Raw genomic sequence first — 15736 nt, forward strand, 5'->3', positions numbered from 1 at the left:
TTTAACCCTTCAACGCCAAAATGCGTCTGGCACCGTTAAGTACAATGCCCCCCGCGATGGTGCCGATAATCAGATCCGGATAATTGGAACCGGTCCACGCGACCAGGGCGCCGGCGGTGATGACCCCCAGGTTGATCACCACGTCGTTGGCCGAGAATATCCAGCTTGCCTTCATGTGCGCCCCGCCTTCCCGATGTTTGGATATGAGCAGCAGACAACTGGTATTGGCAATCAATGCGACGAATGCGATAGCCATCATCACCAGCGATTCAGGCTCACTACCGAATACAAAGCGTCTCACCACCTCTACGAGCACGCCCACAGCCAAGATCAGTTGCAGTACACCAGCAAGATGCGCGGCACGTACCTGCATTTTCACGCTATGTCCAACCGCATAAAGGGCAAGCCCGTACACCGCCGCATCGGCAAAATTGTCCAGGGATTCTCCAATCAGGCCGGTGGACTGGGCGATCAGACCGGCAGTCATTTCCACCACGAACAGAAGTGCATTGATGCCGAGCAACCAGCGCAGGGTCCCGGATTCTTGCTTAGCAGAAGCTGCCGAAAACTCGGCGGCCTTGATGGTCTCCGGATTTGCAGCGACGGTTTCCTGAAGCGAGGCGCCTAGCCCCAAGGTCTTCAGTTTCGAGGTGACGGGCTCGACCTCGCCGTCATGCACGACCTTCAGCCGGCGGTTCGACAAGTCGAAGGACAGCGCCCGAATCTCCTCAAAGCCGTTCAGGGCTAGGCGAATCATTCGTTCTTCTGATGGACAGTCCATCTTCGGCACGGCATAAACACTGACCCATCTCCCTGGCGCCTCGGAGGAGGCCTGTATATCGGTATCCGCTGCGGACGTTGCATCACCGCCACAGGCGCCACCACAGGATTTGCTCATGATACGACTCCACTTGAACAATGTTGTGGTACCATTTAAAACTATAAAGCTACTATAAGGTCAATAGAGTAAAGAATCCGTTGGGGAGGAGGCTGATGCGCATTGGTCAGTTGGCGCAGTTGGTAGGGGTCGAAACACAGACGATCCGCTTCTATGAACAGCAGGGCTTGTTGCCGCCGCCTGATCGGCAGGACAACGGTTACCGTGTCTATACCGAGAAGCATGGTGAGGGGCTGGCCTTCATCCGTCGCTGCAGAATCCTGGGCCTGTCACTGGCTGAGATTCACGAACTACAGAGCTATCAGGACGACCCTCATCAGCCTTGTGCCGCCGTCAACGCCTTGCTCGATGATCACATCTCTCATGTGCGGTCGCAGATAACCGCTCTGCAAGCGCTTGAGAAACAACTCGTTTCACTGAGAGCGAGTTGCAACGATGACCGGGAAGTTGAGGCGTGTGGGGTTCTTGCTGGAATTAGCGAAGGAAACATGCACCAGCAGTAGGTGAAGCATCAACCAGATAATCCGATGAGATGCCGGTCTGTCTCACTCTCATGCAAAGGTAAGATCAACCATTTAATCCGCTTACCCCAAAATAATTGCTTCGAACATGGCTTGTTTAAGCCAGCGTACTGGAGCCTCGTATCCACCTATAACCAACGGGACAGCCGATGCGCGTGGAAAACATGAAGAATCGGGCCGGCCAGCCCGTCATTGGAGGGCGTCGGAAAATGCTGCCGGTTGCCATGCTGGCAATCACGTGCAACGGTGCGGCATGGGCGCAGGGCGCGACTGCACCGACGGAAGCGAGCGACGTCTTTGCTGCGGCACCCGAGGCTCAGCCCACGCAAACATCGCCGGCCCCGGCGCCGCCCGCGACCAGTCAGTCCATGGCCCGGCCGCCTGCGGGGAGGCAGCCTGGCTCTGTCGATACGGTGCAGCAGGATACCGTGGTGGTGACCGGCACACGCACCACCACGAAGGCGAGCCAGAGCCTGACCCCGGTGGATGTAATCAGCGGTGCGCAACTACAGGCCACCGGGCAGAGCAGCCTTCGGGATGCGCTCGTCAAGCTGTCACCGTCGATCTCGCGGGAAACCTATGCCGGCGATACGGCGCAACTGACTGATGCGCTGTCGCTGCACGGCCTGACCCCGGATCACGTGCTGGTGCTGGTGAATGGCAAGCGTCGCCATACCACGGCGAATATCGCCCTTGACGGCGGTCTGAACCAGGGTTCGACTGGTGTCGACGTCGACATGATCCCGGTTGGGCTTATCGACCACATCGAAATCCTGCGTGACGGTGCGTCTGCACAGTACGGATCGGATGCGATTGCCGGCGTGATCAACATCATCCTGAAGAAAAATTCGCGAGGGGGGACGCTACAGACGACGACCGGCCAGACCTATGCGGGCGACGGCTTGAAGAACGGCGAGTCCGCCAATATCGGCCTGAATCTTGGTGATCGCGGATACCTCGACCTGGCGGCGGAATATGATCGCCAGAACCATACGGTGCGGACCGGACCAGACGATAACTTCGGGGAGTTCCAGCCGGGGCATGGTTTCCGCAATCCGATCGAGGGCGATCCGGCCAGCACGCGCGAATCGGTGGGCTTTAACGCAGGGTATTACCTCGGCGACGATGTGGAACTGTATGGTTTTGGCACCTATGCGCATCGCGACGCACAGGCCTACCAGAACTACCGCGCGCCTTCAGTCCTTCCCACGGTGTATCCCAACGGCTTCGTGCCGACGGAGACGGTCAACGAGAACGACTATTCAGTCACCGCGGGTGTCAAGGGCCAGAATCTGCTCGGCTGGTCCTGGGATCTGAGCACGACCTATGGCGGCGACCATGATGGAATGGGATTGACCGACTCCGCCAACACCGGACTCTACGCCGCCCAGGGGTTCACACCGACCAGCTTTCGTCTGGTGACTGTCAGCAACACGCAACTGACGAACAATCTGGATTTCTCGCGAGCGTTCCATCTTCCGCTGCTGGCGGCACCGGTAAATGTGTCGTTCGGTGTGGAACAGCGGCGCGAGACTTATACGATCGGCTCGGGCGATGAGTATTCCTATCTGTTGGGTGGCGCCCAGGCGCTGCCGGGGCTTGCCCCCGTCAGTGCGAGTGACAACTCGCGCAACGTGCTAGGCACGTATATCGACCTGTCGACTCACCTGGCACCGAAATGGACGGTTGATCTGGCAGGGCGCTTCGAGCATTACAGCGATGTCGGCGATACCCATAACGGCAAGATTTCGACACGCTACGACTTTACGCCGCAGATCGCCGTGCGTGGCAGCGTCAGTACGGGATTTCGGGCGCCGTCGCTGGCCGAGGAGTATTACAGCAACGTCAACGTGTCGCCGGCATCGGTCAGCGGCCTTCTGGCAGCCAACTCGGCGGCGGCAAGGCTGATCGGCGCCCAGTCGCTGAAACCGGAAGAGTCGACCAACTACAACGTCGGCCTCGTGCTGACGCCTGTAAAGAACCTGAATCTGACGATCGACGCTTACCAGATCGACATCCGCAACCGGATCGTCGAAGGCGGGACGGCGTCGGGCCAGGCCGCGATCGCAGCGATGGGGGCCGCTGGACTGTCAGTGCCGGGTACGGTCCCTGCATCAGCCGTCTCCGCGAGTTACTTCACGAACGGCGCGAGCACGCGTACTCGCGGGATCGACCTGACCGGTACCTACCATACGGGCTTTGGAGAGTATGGGCAGGTGGACTGGGATCTGGGCGTGAACATCAACAACACCTCGGTCAAGCATGTGTCGGCCGGAGCGAACGGTCAGCCCGAACTCAATGCGCAGCAGATCGGCTGGCTGAGCACGTCAACGCCAAAGAACAAGATCATCATCGGCGGCACGTGGCATAGCGGCAAGTGGGGGGTGACCTTGCACGAGACACGTTATGGCTCTACGTCGAGCCAGGAAACGTACATCGTCGGGCCCAATGCTTTCTCGACGACGCAATTTCTCCATTTCGAGAATGCGGCGAGGTACATCACCGACCTCGAGGTCCGTTACGACGTGACGAACAAATTCCAGATAGCGGTGGGGGCCAACAACCTCTTCAACGTGTACCCGAATAAATTGCCCTACGAGGCGCAACTCGAAGGCTCGCAGTACGACTCATTTGCTTCCACGATCGGCGAGAACGGTGGTTTTTACTACCTGCGTGCCCGTTACCAGTTCTGAGATTTCTTGATATGCATAGCAAAATTTGCTCGAACGATGTCGAACCCCGATAGCGATAATGGAATGAGCGGTGTCGTTCAGAAAATCTCCTGAAACTTTTTCCCAATGCACCTGCTGGTGCCCTGGAAGGGTCCGATATGTCCTATTCACTTTCGATTCTCGACAAGAGTCCGATCGCCGACGGAACAAGTGCGTATGATGCGCTGCGCTTTACGGTCCGGCTTGCGCAGCGCGCAGAGGCGTTGGGTTACAAGCGTTACTGGATCGCCGAGCACCACGGGGCGTCAGGGCTCGCCAGTTCCGCACCGGAGATTGTCGTGTCCCATCTGCTCGCGCACACATCGCGCATCCGGGTTGGCTCCGGCGGCGTAATGCTTCAGCATTACAGCCCTTTCAAGGTTGCGGAGTCGTTCCGGGTGCTTGCATCACTGGCGCCGGGTCGCGTTGATCTCGGCGTTGGCAAGGCCCCGGGCGGGTTGCCGTTGACGACGCGAGCGCTGCAATGGTTTCACGACAAGGCGAAGAAGCCCGATTTCGCGCATCAGCTCGCTGAGCTCGACGCGTTCCTGAAGTTTGGCGTCGCCGAAGATCACCCGCTGGCGGGGGCAGTTGCGCTGCCCACGCCGCCGGAGTCTGCGCAGGGCTTCCTGCTAGGAGGCAGCCCTGAGAGCGCGGCGCTCGCCGCGCAGCACGGCTGGCAGTTCTGCTATGCCGGCCATTTCAATCGCGACGAGGCTAACCTGAAGCGTTCGATTGACACCTATCGCAGCGCGACCGGTCGCGCGCCGCTGCTCGCGCTCTACGCTTTTGCAGCGGAGTCGAAGGCCGAGGCCGAACGTCAGGTCGGACCGCTGCGTATTTTCAAGCTGCAGCTCTCAACCGGGCAGAGTGTCAATCTCGGCAGTTCCGAGGCAGCTGCAGAGTTCGCCCGCCAGGTTGGCGTGACGGACTACCGGATTGACGAATTGCATCCGCACCTCATCACCGGCACGTCCGACGATGTGCGCCAGGAACTCAACGCATTGCACGAACGCTTTGGCATCGAGGAATTCGTGCTTGACAGCCCGGTTGCGGACTACGCATTGCGCCTGGCTTCGGTAGAAGCGCTGGCCGGTGCGGAGCAGGCCGCGCGAGTCTGATTTTTTCGCCTCCCATTCCCGTTTAATGGATCAAGACATGAACCAGCGAAATCTTACTTTCGGCATCATGCTGCACGGTGCAGGTGGCCACATGAATTCGTGGAAGCATCCCGCCGGACCTGCGGATGCCAGCGTCAACCTCGATTTCATCACCGGCATCGCGCAGAAGGCCGAAGCCAACGGTGTTGCGTTCGCATTCGTGGCCGATGGCCTCTATATCAACGAGAAATCGATTCCCCACTTCCTGAACCGCTTCGAGCCGATCTCGATCCTGTCGGCGCTGGCGACCGCGACCTCGAAGATCGGTCTTGCGGGTACGCTTTCGACTTCGTACAGCCATCCATTTACCGTGGCGCGGCAGTTCGCGTCGCTCGACCTCATCAGCGGCGGCCGTGCGGGTTGGAACGTCGTCACGTCGCCGCTTGAGGGTTCCGCGAAGAACTATGGTGGGGAGCATCCGGATCACGAACTGCGCTACGAAATAGCCGACGAATACCTGGAGGTGGTACAGGGACTGTGGGACAGTTGGGATGACGATGCGTTCGTGCGCGAGCGCAAGAGCGGGCGCTTCTTCGACCGCGACAAGCTGCATACGCTCGATCACAAGGGCCGGTTCTTCCAGGTTGCCGGTCCGATCAATATCCAGCGCTCGCCGCAGGGTCAGCCCGTGATCTTCCAGGCAGGCGCGTCGGATTCGGGGATCGCACTTGCCGGCAAGTACGCGGATGCGGTGTTCACGCCTTCGCCATCGCTTGAGGAAACGCGGCAATTTTCAGAGCGGGTACGCCAGAGCGCGATCGAGCACGGGCGCGAGGCGACGGACGTAAAGATCTTTCCAGGCATTGGCCCGATCGTCGGCGAGACGGCGGCCGAAGCCGACGCGAAGTATCGCGCGATCCGCGACCTGCTGACCATCGACGATGCGCTCGCATATCTGGGGCGCTTCTTTGAGCACCACGACTTTACGCAATACCCGCTCGACGAGCCATTCCCGGATCTGGGCGAGCTTGGCACAAACAGCTTCCGTTCGGCGACCGATCGCATCAAGGCCGACGCCAAGCGCACGGGTTCCACGCTGCGCGAGGTCGCGCTGGAAGTGGCGACGCCGAAAACGCAGTTCATCGGTACTGGCGAGCAGATCGCCGACGAGCTGATCCGCTGGTTCGATGCCGGTGCGGCCGACGGCTTCATTCTCGGCTTCCCGGTGCAAGCCGAGGGATTCGCCGATTTCGTCCAATACGTGATTCCGGCGCTGGAGGCACGTGGCCGCTACAGCCGTACGCTGACCGGGACAACGCTGCGCGATCACCTCGGCTTGCCGCGCCGCGAGAGCCGCTACGCGAAGGTGGAAACGTCATGACGACGGGCGCGCAACACAGGAGGGCCGGATCATGAGCGACACCAGCCAGCGGCTTGCCGGTTCCACCCGCGCGGGCCACCTGAACGAAGACGCGGCAGATCGCGAATACGCACACTATCGGATCGTTCCGGCAAGACATCATGCGCGCACAGCCGGAACGGTGCTGGCCATCGTGCTGATCGGTGTCGTACTGAATTCGGTACTGGGTAATCCGCGCTGGGGCTGGGGCGTCTTTGCAGAGTGGTTTTTCGCCGGGCCGGTGCTCTCTGGCCTTGGTCGGACGCTCGTGCTCACGGCGCTCAGCGCGCTCTTTGGCTTTGCGTTTGCGATCCCGCTTGCTCTCGCGCGTGTATCCCGTTCGCCGTTGCTGACTGGCTGTGCGTGGGCGTTCATCTGGCTGTTTCGCTCGATCCCGCCGATCGTGCTGCTGCTTCTGCTGAACAACCTCGGCTATCTGTACGAGACGATCTGGATCGGTGTGCCGTTCACGCACATCACACTGCTGGATGAATCGACCACCAACCTGATCAGTCCATTCTTCGCTGCGGTGCTCGGGCTCACGCTGAACGCTGCGGCGTTTTCGGCAGAGGCGATCCGCGGGGGGATCCTGTCCGTCGATCAGGGGCAACGTGAAGCGGCCGCCGCACTCGGCTTGCCGGGCGGCCGTCAGGTGCGGCGCATCGTGCTGCCGCAGGCGATGCGCGCGATTCTGCCGACCGCGTTCAACGACGTAATTGGCTTGGCGAAAGGCACCTCGGTCGTCTACATCCTCGCGATGCCAGACCTGTTCTACACGGTGCAGATCATCTATCACCGCAACCTTGAGGTTATCCCGCTGTTGATGGTCGCAACCGTCTGGTATCTGGTCATCCTGACCGCGCTGTCGGCAATCCAGGTTCATATCGAACGGTACTACGCCCGCGGCGCGACGCGCGAGCCGGTGGTGAACTCGCCGCTGACCGCGCTGTTCGGGCGGTGGGGTGGCGCACGCGCCGCACGGAGAGAAGGAATTGCACCGCCAGCAGGGCAGGATCGTTCTGCAGCTGAAGCGGGCACGGCGGGCTGGGCGCAACTGCGTGTTGGCGGCAAGGTGGGTATCCATAACGTGTCGAAGAGCTTCGGTACGCTGAAGGTGCTCGACGACGTCTCGCTGGCGTTTCCATCGGGAAGCGTCACTGTGATCCTCGGCCAATCGGGCTCGGGCAAGTCGACCCTGCTGCGCTCGATCAATCACCTTGAACGCGTCGACGATGGCTTCATCGACATTGATGGCGAACTGGTCGGGTATCGCCGGGAAGGGCGCACGCTCTACGAGCTCAAGGAAAAGGACATTCTGGAGCGGCGCCGCGCTGACGTTGGGATGGTGTTCCAGAGCTTCAACCTGTTCCCGCACCTGACTGTGCTCGAGAACGTCGTCGAGGCACCGCTGGCGGCCGGTGTGCCGCGCGCTCGGGCCGAGGCGGAAGCGCGCACGCTACTCGCGCGCGTGGGACTCACCGGCAAGGCTGACGCGTGGCCGCGCCAGCTATCTGGAGGCCAGCAGCAGCGCGTGGCGATCGCTCGCGCGCTTGCGCTAAAGCCGAAGGTTCTTCTATTTGACGAGCCGACGTCGGCACTCGATCCGGAGCTCGTCAACGAGGTGCTCGATGTGATTCGCCAGCTTGCGCGTTCCGGCACGACGCTGATCATTGTCACGCACGAGATCGGGTTCGCGCGCGAGGTCGCCGACACGATCGTATTCATGGACGGCGGACGCATCATAGAATCCGGTCCACCGGCCCGAGTGCTTGGCAATCCGGCTCACCCTCGCACCCGCGAATTTCTTTCCAAGGTGCTGTAGCACTTCCGGCGCCTTAAATACTGCCATTCGAAGAGTCGAACCCATGACACCACGTAGGAAATTTCTGGCGAATTTTGCGGCGCTTTCTGCCGTATCAATGGTCTGGCCGGCGGGACGGGCACTAGCCGATATCCGCTCGTTCGACTTCAGTCCAGAACAGCGTGGACGGTTGCGAGCCCAGAAGAACCCCGCTGCAGTGCGCCTGTTGAGCAACGGATACCGTTTTGTCGAGGCGGGCGTGCTGACGGTTGCCGTCGCGCCCTTTGCCGCACCGCTCGCAAGCTATGCCACCGACGCGCGCACGATTGTCGGTTCGGATCCAGACTATGCGCAGCTCGTGGCCGACGCGCTTGGCCTAAAACTGGCATTCGTGCCTGTCGCATGGCCGGACTGGCCGCTGGGGCTTGCTTCCGGCAAGTACGACGCAGTGATCTCGAACGTGGGCGTGACGGAGCAGCGCAAACAGAAATTTGATTTCACGACCTATCGGCTCGGTTTGCATGCGTTCTATGTACCCGTGGTCAGTGCAATCCAGTCGATACACGAGCCGAAGGATATCTCCGGGCTGCGCATCATCACAGGTTCGGGAACGATCCAGGAGCGCATCCTGCTGGAATGGAACAAGCAGAACATAAGCCACGGACTCAAGGAAGCATCGCTCCAGTACTTCGATGATCTGGACTCCGCCTCGCTCGCGCTCCTGTCCAATCGCGCCGATGTGATCTTCAATCCCCATGCGCCGCTCGCCTACGCGGCTGCGACGCAAGGAAAGATCCGCCTCGTTGGAACCGTCAATGCCGGTTGGCCGCTCAGGGCCGACGTAGCGATTGCGTCGCGCAAGGGCGCTGGACTCGCGCAGGCGCTGACCGAGGCGACCAATGGCTTGATCGCTGGAGGTCGATATCAGGCGGCGCTCGCCCGATGGGGGCTTGAAACCGAGGCAATCGAGCACTCAGAGACAAATCCACCAGGATATAAGGACGCCTGATCAAGTGGCATGGAGTTTTTTTGTCCGATAAAACCAATACGCGAAAAGACAGAGGTTCGACATGTGCGCCGCGCGCGTTGATCATATTGCATTTTTGACACCCGGGAATTACTCCGACGATGAGCCGGAAGCAGGTTTCGAGCGAACGCTCGAACTGTTTCGCGTGGGTGAGTCGCTTGGCTACGACAGCGCCTGGGTGCGTCAGCGCCATCTCGAGCGTGCCGTATCATCCGCCGCGACCTTTCTGGCTGCGGCAAGTCAGCGTACCACGCGAATCGGACTGGGTTCGGCCGTCATCCAGATGGGGTACGAGAATCCGTTCAGGTTGGCTGAAGACCTCGCGACCGTGGATGTGTTGTCGAAGGGGCGACTCAATGTCGGGCTCAGCGCGGGTGCGCCGAACCACGGTGCGTTGCTGGGTGAGCGGTTATTCGACAGCGATCCAGACCTGGTCGATTTCTCGCATGAACGTATAGCCCGCTTGCGCCGGAATCTGGCAGGGGACTGGCTCGGACACGAGGACACCTTTGTCGAATCGGCGGCCGGGCGGGTTCGACCGCGCGTATCCCCGTACGCGCCGGGGCTGAACGACCGGCTCTGGTATGGGGGTGGCTCGCGGCGATCGATCGAGTGGGCGGGTCGTAACGGCTTCAATCTGTTGATCAGCAACATTACCTTGGGTGAGGGGACCGATGATTACCGTGAGGCCCAATTGCGTCAACTTGATCTGTTCCACTCCAGCTGGAACGAAGCGCGTGCGCCGCGTGTCGCGCTGGGGCGCGTAATCGTCCCTGTTGATGGCGCCGACATCCGGACACGGCAACGCTATCAGTCCTTCGCGGAAGGGCGCTATGCGCGTACGCTGATGCCGCATGGCGAGCGGCGCATATTGTTCGTTCCTGACCTCGTCGGGACGGCGGACGAGATTGTCGAGCGCTTGCTTACGGATCCTGTGGTGGAGGGAGTACGGGAACTGCGGCTCGAGTTGCCGTACGATCTGCCGTTCGAGAACTATCACCAGATTCTTGAAGATTTCATTACACGCATTGCGCCCCATCTCGGCTGGCGGCCACCGGCCGAGCGGGAACCTGTGGCTGCATGAGCGCGACAAGCAGGCGGCTCCTGGTAGGGATTGCCTGCAACGGGATGGGGTTGCGACCGCGCGTATTCGATCCGCTATCGTAGGACCCGGCCAACCCGCCGCAAGTCGGTAATGCATCGTCTCCAGCGGCTACGTCGCCTCGGCTCCTCATCACCGACCGGGAACCTTCGCCGCTAGTCTTGCCAACTTGATTGGCATTGTTCAGATCAGCCCGGCGTGGCTGGCTATCTTGTCGTGCTGTCGAACCGGGCAGTGCGAACTTATTTTTTACAACGTTTCGCCATGCCGATGATTCTTATAAGAACGCGGAACGGTGCATAAGAACGCGAAACGGCACACAAGATATCGGCGCGCGCCGGACATCGACGCATATGTATATACATCGTTGAATTTATGACTATCCCGAAAATAATTGGTTGGAGGAGTCGACTTTGATGGACCACTATCTGCCCGCTTAACTAAATAATCCGTGTGCTTGCTCGCGCAATGATGCTGGCGCCGCGCATGGTGTCCATTTGTCTATCGGGGTCGATTATGAATAAAAAAATTTCGGCAATGCCGGGTTGCGGAGCTATTGCGAGGTGGCGGCACAAGACGATTTCGCTGGCAGTCGCCACCTACGCGTGCAGCGGTGCCGCCTACGCGCAAAGCGAGGCCGTGCCGCCAGTGGCGCAACCGGCTAGCCCCGCGCAGCAATCGGGTGGGCAGGACAACGTGCAGATCCAGGATCGGGTGGTGGTGACGGGAACGCGTACAGCGACCAAGGCTTCCAGGAGTCTGACGCCGGTGGATGTGATTACGTCCGAGCAGTTGCAGAGCACGGGCCAGACTGATCTGCGCGACGCACTGGTTTCGCTGTCCCCGGCAATCCAGCGTCAGGCCATGGGTGGCGCGCAAGCCGCTTTGGTCGACGTGCTGACGCTACACGGCCTGACGCCAGACCAGGTGCTGGTGCTCGTGAACGGCAAGCGCCGGCATTCGACCGCGACTATTTCCCTAAATCCCGGTCCGCAGCAAGGATCCACGGGTGTCGACATCGATCTGATTCCGGTGAGTGCTGTCGACCACGTGGAAATCCTGCGCGACGGCGCCGCCGCACAGTACGGTTCGGATGCGATCGCAGGGGTGATCAACATCATTCTCAAGTCGGACACCAAGGGGGGGTCTATCGAAACGTCGACCGGGCAAACCTATCAGGGCGATGGTCTTCATCAGGACGAGTCCGCGCATTATGGACTCGCCCTCGGTGCCGGCGGATTCCTCGATCTGAGCGCAGAAGTGTCGCATGAGAATCACACGGACCGGACGTCTCAGTATGCTCATACCGGGGCGCTTGCCGGATCGATCAGCAACATATATTTTGGCGATCCGGAGAGTACCCGTGAGGTTGTCGGCTTCAACGCAGGTTATTACCTTGGTGACAATGTAGAGCTTTACGGGTTCGGCACCTATGCTCACAAGGACGCGGCCAGCTATCAGTCGATCCGGGGCTCTGTCGTTTTGCCGGCGGTCTATCCGAACGGGTTTATACCGCAAGACCTGCTTGGCGAAAACGATTTCTCGGTCACCGCCGGTGCGAAGGGTGACAATCTGCTGGGCTGGAAGTGGGATTTAAGCACGACCTACGGTGGCGATTACGCTCACTTCAGCCAGGCGACGTCGGAGAATATAGGCTTATATCAGGCAACGGGCCAGACGCCGACGAACTTTTACATCGGCAATCAGCAGAGCACCGAGTGGACCAATAACCTTGATTTCACGCGGCCGTTCAATGTTCCTCTATTACCGGCGCCTGTGAACGTGTCGTTCGGCTTTGAGCAGCGCACTGAGGGCTATTCGGTCGGTGCGGGCGAGCCGAATGCGTATCTGTACGGCGGTACGCCGGCGCTGGTCGGTTTGACGCCCGCGAGCGCGAGCAACAATACGCGTGACGTACTCGCCACCTATATCGATCTGGCGACCAGGCTCACGCAACAATGGCAACTCGATCTGGCAGGACGTTTCGAGCACTATAGCGACGTGGGCAATACCACGAACGGCAAGATCTCGACCCGTTACGATTTCACTCCATGGCTCGCGCTGCGCGGTAGTGTTGGCACCGGGTTCCGCGCACCCACGCTCGCAGAGGAATATTACACAACAATCAGCCCGACGCCGACTTCGGCGTTCGCATTGCTTGCCGCGAATTCGTCGGCAGCAAGATTGCTCGGCGCACAGGCCCTGAAGCCCGAGAAGTCGACCAGCTACAACCTGGGTCTTGTGTTGACGCCCGCGCGCGATATCAACGTGACTCTCGATGCCTATGAAATTAGTATCCGCAACCGTATCGTCGAGGGCGGCTCGCAGGTGGGCCAGGCAGCAATCAATGCCATCGGCCTGGCGGGATTCTCTACTCCGCTGGGGATCCCGGCGTCAGCTATCTCGGCCAGTTATTTCACCAACGGCGCGAACACTCGCACCGACGGCATCGATCTGGCCGCTACCTACCATACCTACATCGGGCAATATGGCACGATCGATTGGGACGTGGGTATCAACTTCAACAATACGACGTTGACGCATCTCGCTGCCGGAGCAAATGGCCAGCCGCTTCTTAATTCCAGGCAGATTGATTACCTGACCAGTGGGACACCGAAGAGCAAGATCGTTATCGGCGGAGTCTGGAATTGGGGCAGGTGGGGCGTATCTCTGCATGAGACACGGTTCGGTACCACATCCGCAGAAGAATCTTATAGCACTGGTCCTAACGCGGGCTCGGTCTCCGTATTCATACCGTTCACCAACAAAGTGGAATACACCACCGACCTTGAGGCTCGTTACGAAGTTACGAAGCACTTTGAGGTGGCGGTGGGCGCGAAGAATCTATTCAATGAATATCCAAACAAGTTACCGCTGGCAGCTCAATATGCGGGAGCCGATATCGATCCGACGACGTCTGCGATTGGTATGGACGGAGGTTTCTACTATCTGCGCGCGAAGTACCTTTTCTAGTTCGGTTTGGCCGGGGAAGCTGGCCATTTTCGCCGATTTCAGGAAAACACATTCTGTACGCGACACAGGTTCGTGACCGTTGCGGCACTCTCCGCTGCGCAGGAAGTGGCGGAGAGGGGAGGGATTCGCCGGATCTCGTCGCCGCTTAGCAGAACCGTTCATATTGCTGGATCAATTTCTTCGTGGCTATTGGGGTACTGAACCCGGAGAATCTTTGTTTCTCTGACCGGACCCAAAGGGGATTGCTGACCATGAGCCGAGATTTGCTGCTGTTGCTGGAACCGGGCTTCACCGATTCCGCTCACCCGGGCGAGCGCTTTGTCTGTCCACACAGCGTGGCGATTGAAGGGCTGCTTGCGAGCGACCCCGTGCGGATCGCGCGACTCGACGTGAAGCACATACCGTTTTTGCGACCGAGGCGCGACGTGATCGCAGCTCTCGACGATGAGCATCAGGGCCTGCCGGTACTGGTGCTCGGCAGCGAGCATCCCGTACCCGAGGACGCGCAGACGCTCGGCGACAAGCGCTTCGTCACCGACACCAAGCGGATTCTTGCGTTGCTGGCCGAGCGGCACGGCTTCCCGAAAATCCATTGAACTCTTCAAATCTATTGACACGCCGTGCTGGTTTGCTGCGAGCACAACTACCTCGATCATTCTCAGTGTCCGCGGGAGTTCATCATGTCTGCGCTGGATACTGCCGTATTCCGGCCACCGGACAGCCCGGGCAGACTGCCCTTGACTGGATCCGCACGCTCGTGTCGGCTCTATGGACGGGGCACCTGCGACACGAACGGTTTCGTTGGCAGCATGCTTGCGCTGCTGCCGGAGATGCTCGACGGCAAGCTCCCGCAACCAGTGCACTCGCGCTGTCGTATGACGAGGAAATCGGCTGCGGCGGTGCACCGAACATGGTTGCCGATCTGAAGAAACGCGGTTTGAGAGTGTTTCCTGCGGCATCTGATTTGCAGTCCGAAGGAGCCATACGGCGTCGATCGACGTAAAGACGGCGGACAATCCGCTCTATGACCGGTGTGCCACTGCTGTTGCAGGCTCGCACCTTTTTCGTCAATGTCAGGTGATTACCTTATGAATCAGGCGAGCCAGGCGACATCCGCCTCCGTTGCCTCACGGCAGATTCACCTCGGTACTGTTATCGGTGGCCCCGGGAGCCATTACGCCGGCTGGCGACATCCCGATGTGGTGATCGATGCGAGTATCAACCCCGACTTCGTCAAGGACGTGGCACGCAAGGTGGAAGCCGGCAAGTTTGACTTCGTGCCCGTCGCCGATGGACTTCACATCAACGCGAAGTCCGTTCCGCACTTCCTGAACTGCTTTGAGCCGCTCACCCTGTTGTCGGCGCTGGCCGCGATGAATCGCTACGCGCAGGCATAGGGGTAAGGCATGGCAGCCACATCCCCATCAACGCTACAGGATGAGCGCTTCGTCTATGTTTCGGTCCACGATCCATTGGCTCGCCCCTTGTTCGATGAACTGGTCTACGAGTACAGCAGCCGTTACGAAGGGCTGATCAAGCCGGGAGATATCGAAAACGAATTGCTGCGTTATCCGGCCGAGGCGTTTGCCCCGCCGCACGGTGCCTTCGTGCTGCTGTTGCGAGACGGCCAGGCGATAGCGGGAGGCGCACTCATGAGCCATCCCGATCCTGGCACCACCGAGTTCAAGCGCATCTGGGCCAGCCGCAGTCATCGCCGTCAAGGCCTTGCGCGGCGTGTGCTGGCCGAACTGGAGGCGCAGGCCGTTCGCCAGGGCTATACGCGGGTGTTCCTCGGCACCGGTCCTCGCCAGCCTGAGGCCATAGCGCTATATCGGACCAGTGGCTATACCTTGCTGTCCGCGCACGACTTCGGTGAGGACGAACCACCTGGCTTCCTGTTCGAGAAATACCTGTCCCCGCTGCAAACTGGTTAGCGCCGGCGAACTCGCTGAGAGAATGATCCCAGGAGCGAAAGCGAAGTGACGGCGTGCCGGTCGTGATCAACCAGCGATTCTGAATGGTGTGCGCTTGCGCGGGCACACGCTCTGCGGGCGGGTACCGCCATATTCCGCACGAAAGGTATAGTTACCCCGGAATCAGCTCAACATAGAGATCAGCGTCGCCAATCGAAAAGGCGAATTTGACGAAGCCGTCGGCGCATACGTACGTAAGCGCATGCAGTAGGTTGCCAATGAAGCCCTAAA

The 15736-nt window shown here is 59.9% G+C and carries 13 protein-coding genes and 1 pseudogene; 12 read left to right on the top strand and 2 right to left on the bottom strand.

Going from position 1 to position 15736, the window contains the following annotated elements:
- Window position 1: 1 nt before the first annotated feature.
- Window positions 2-898, bottom strand: a complete 897-nt coding sequence (locus BXE_RS38535) for a cation transporter (RefSeq protein ID WP_004574643.1) — start codon at window positions 896-898, stop codon at window positions 2-4.
- A gap of 95 nt (window positions 899-993) precedes the next feature.
- Between BXE_RS38535 and cadR the strand changes: the two genes are divergently transcribed.
- The 12 genes and pseudogenes from cadR to BXE_RS38595 all read left to right on the top strand — a co-directional run bounded on the left by cadR (window position 994) and on the right by BXE_RS38595 (window position 15466).
- Window positions 994-1401: a Cd(II)/Pb(II)-responsive transcriptional regulator gene (gene cadR / locus BXE_RS38540; RefSeq protein WP_011487781.1), complete on the top strand. Its 408-nt coding sequence runs from the start codon at window positions 994-996 to the stop codon at window positions 1399-1401.
- A 182-nt stretch (window positions 1402-1583) separates the two neighbouring features.
- Window positions 1584-4112 (top strand): TonB-dependent receptor plug domain-containing protein, encoded by a 2529-nt coding sequence (locus BXE_RS38545; RefSeq protein ID WP_040123754.1) that lies wholly within the window; start codon window positions 1584-1586, stop codon window positions 4110-4112.
- 137 nt (window positions 4113-4249) lie between these two features.
- Window positions 4250-5251 carry an LLM class flavin-dependent oxidoreductase gene (locus BXE_RS38550; protein ID WP_011493557.1) on the top strand — a complete coding sequence of 334 codons (1002 nt, stop codon included), beginning with the start codon at window positions 4250-4252 and terminating at the stop codon, window positions 5249-5251.
- A 37-nt stretch (window positions 5252-5288) separates the two neighbouring features.
- The gene (locus BXE_RS38555) at window positions 5289-6611 is read left to right on the top strand and encodes an LLM class flavin-dependent oxidoreductase (protein WP_040123550.1); all 1323 of its coding nucleotides are present in this window, start codon (window positions 5289-5291) and stop codon (window positions 6609-6611) included.
- A 31-nt stretch (window positions 6612-6642) separates the two neighbouring features.
- On the top strand, window positions 6643-8451 hold the full coding sequence (locus tag BXE_RS47990; protein ID WP_011493559.1) for an amino acid ABC transporter permease/ATP-binding protein: 1809 nt from the start codon (window positions 6643-6645) through the stop codon (window positions 8449-8451).
- A gap of 43 nt (window positions 8452-8494) precedes the next feature.
- Entirely contained in the window at window positions 8495-9439 is a 945-nt protein-coding gene (locus BXE_RS38570; protein WP_011493560.1) for an ABC transporter substrate-binding protein, read from the top strand.
- A 61-nt stretch (window positions 9440-9500) separates the two neighbouring features.
- Window positions 9501-10541: an LLM class flavin-dependent oxidoreductase gene (locus BXE_RS38575; protein WP_011493561.1), complete on the top strand. Its 1041-nt coding sequence runs from the start codon at window positions 9501-9503 to the stop codon at window positions 10539-10541.
- Between the two features lie 534 nt (window positions 10542-11075).
- Window positions 11076-13532, top strand: coding sequence for a TonB-dependent receptor plug domain-containing protein (locus BXE_RS38580; RefSeq protein WP_011493562.1), 2457 nt, complete (start codon window positions 11076-11078; stop codon window positions 13530-13532).
- 251 nt (window positions 13533-13783) lie between these two features.
- A complete protein-coding gene (locus BXE_RS38585) occupies window positions 13784-14128 on the top strand; it encodes a DUF3088 domain-containing protein (RefSeq protein WP_011493563.1) in 345 nt (114 codons plus the stop codon).
- A 162-nt stretch (window positions 14129-14290) separates the two neighbouring features.
- A pseudogene (locus BXE_RS47575) lies at window positions 14291-14472 on the top strand (M20/M25/M40 family metallo-hydrolase); the annotation flags it as partial.
- A 148-nt stretch (window positions 14473-14620) separates the two neighbouring features.
- Entirely contained in the window at window positions 14621-14929 is a 309-nt protein-coding gene (locus BXE_RS44970) for a hypothetical protein (protein WP_407668652.1), read from the top strand.
- 9 nt (window positions 14930-14938) lie between these two features.
- The gene (locus BXE_RS38595) at window positions 14939-15466 is read left to right on the top strand and encodes a GNAT family N-acetyltransferase (RefSeq protein ID WP_011493564.1); all 528 of its coding nucleotides are present in this window, start codon (window positions 14939-14941) and stop codon (window positions 15464-15466) included.
- Between the two features lie 151 nt (window positions 15467-15617).
- Here the strand turns inward: BXE_RS38595 and BXE_RS48365 are convergent, their stop codons facing one another.
- Window positions 15618-15725 carry a phenol hydroxylase subunit gene (locus BXE_RS48365; RefSeq protein WP_148223142.1) on the bottom strand — a complete coding sequence of 36 codons (108 nt, stop codon included), beginning with the start codon at window positions 15723-15725 and terminating at the stop codon, window positions 15618-15620.
- Window positions 15726-15736 lie beyond the last annotated feature (11 nt).

This window comes from Paraburkholderia xenovorans LB400 (genome assembly GCF_000013645.1).
In the GTDB taxonomy this organism is placed as follows: Bacteria; Pseudomonadota; Gammaproteobacteria; order Burkholderiales; family Burkholderiaceae; genus Paraburkholderia; species Paraburkholderia xenovorans.

Coding starts and splice junctions, on each gene's coding strand:
- BXE_RS38535 (WP_004574643.1), bottom strand. CDS start 898: ATGAGCAAATCCTGTGGTGGCGCCTGTGGCGGTGATGCAACGTCCGCA.
- cadR (WP_011487781.1), top strand. CDS start 994: ATGCGCATTGGTCAGTTGGCGCAGTTGGTAGGGGTCGAAACACAGACG.
- BXE_RS38545 (WP_040123754.1), top strand. CDS start 1,584: ATGAAGAATCGGGCCGGCCAGCCCGTCATTGGAGGGCGTCGGAAAATG.
- BXE_RS38550 (WP_011493557.1), top strand. CDS start 4,250: ATGTCCTATTCACTTTCGATTCTCGACAAGAGTCCGATCGCCGACGGA.
- BXE_RS38555 (WP_040123550.1), top strand. CDS start 5,289: ATGAACCAGCGAAATCTTACTTTCGGCATCATGCTGCACGGTGCAGGT.
- BXE_RS47990 (WP_011493559.1), top strand. CDS start 6,643: ATGAGCGACACCAGCCAGCGGCTTGCCGGTTCCACCCGCGCGGGCCAC.
- BXE_RS38570 (WP_011493560.1), top strand. CDS start 8,495: ATGACACCACGTAGGAAATTTCTGGCGAATTTTGCGGCGCTTTCTGCC.
- BXE_RS38575 (WP_011493561.1), top strand. CDS start 9,501: ATGTGCGCCGCGCGCGTTGATCATATTGCATTTTTGACACCCGGGAAT.
- BXE_RS38580 (WP_011493562.1), top strand. CDS start 11,076: ATGAATAAAAAAATTTCGGCAATGCCGGGTTGCGGAGCTATTGCGAGG.
- BXE_RS38585 (WP_011493563.1), top strand. CDS start 13,784: ATGAGCCGAGATTTGCTGCTGTTGCTGGAACCGGGCTTCACCGATTCC.
- BXE_RS44970 (WP_407668652.1), top strand. CDS start 14,621: ATGAATCAGGCGAGCCAGGCGACATCCGCCTCCGTTGCCTCACGGCAG.
- BXE_RS38595 (WP_011493564.1), top strand. CDS start 14,939: ATGGCAGCCACATCCCCATCAACGCTACAGGATGAGCGCTTCGTCTAT.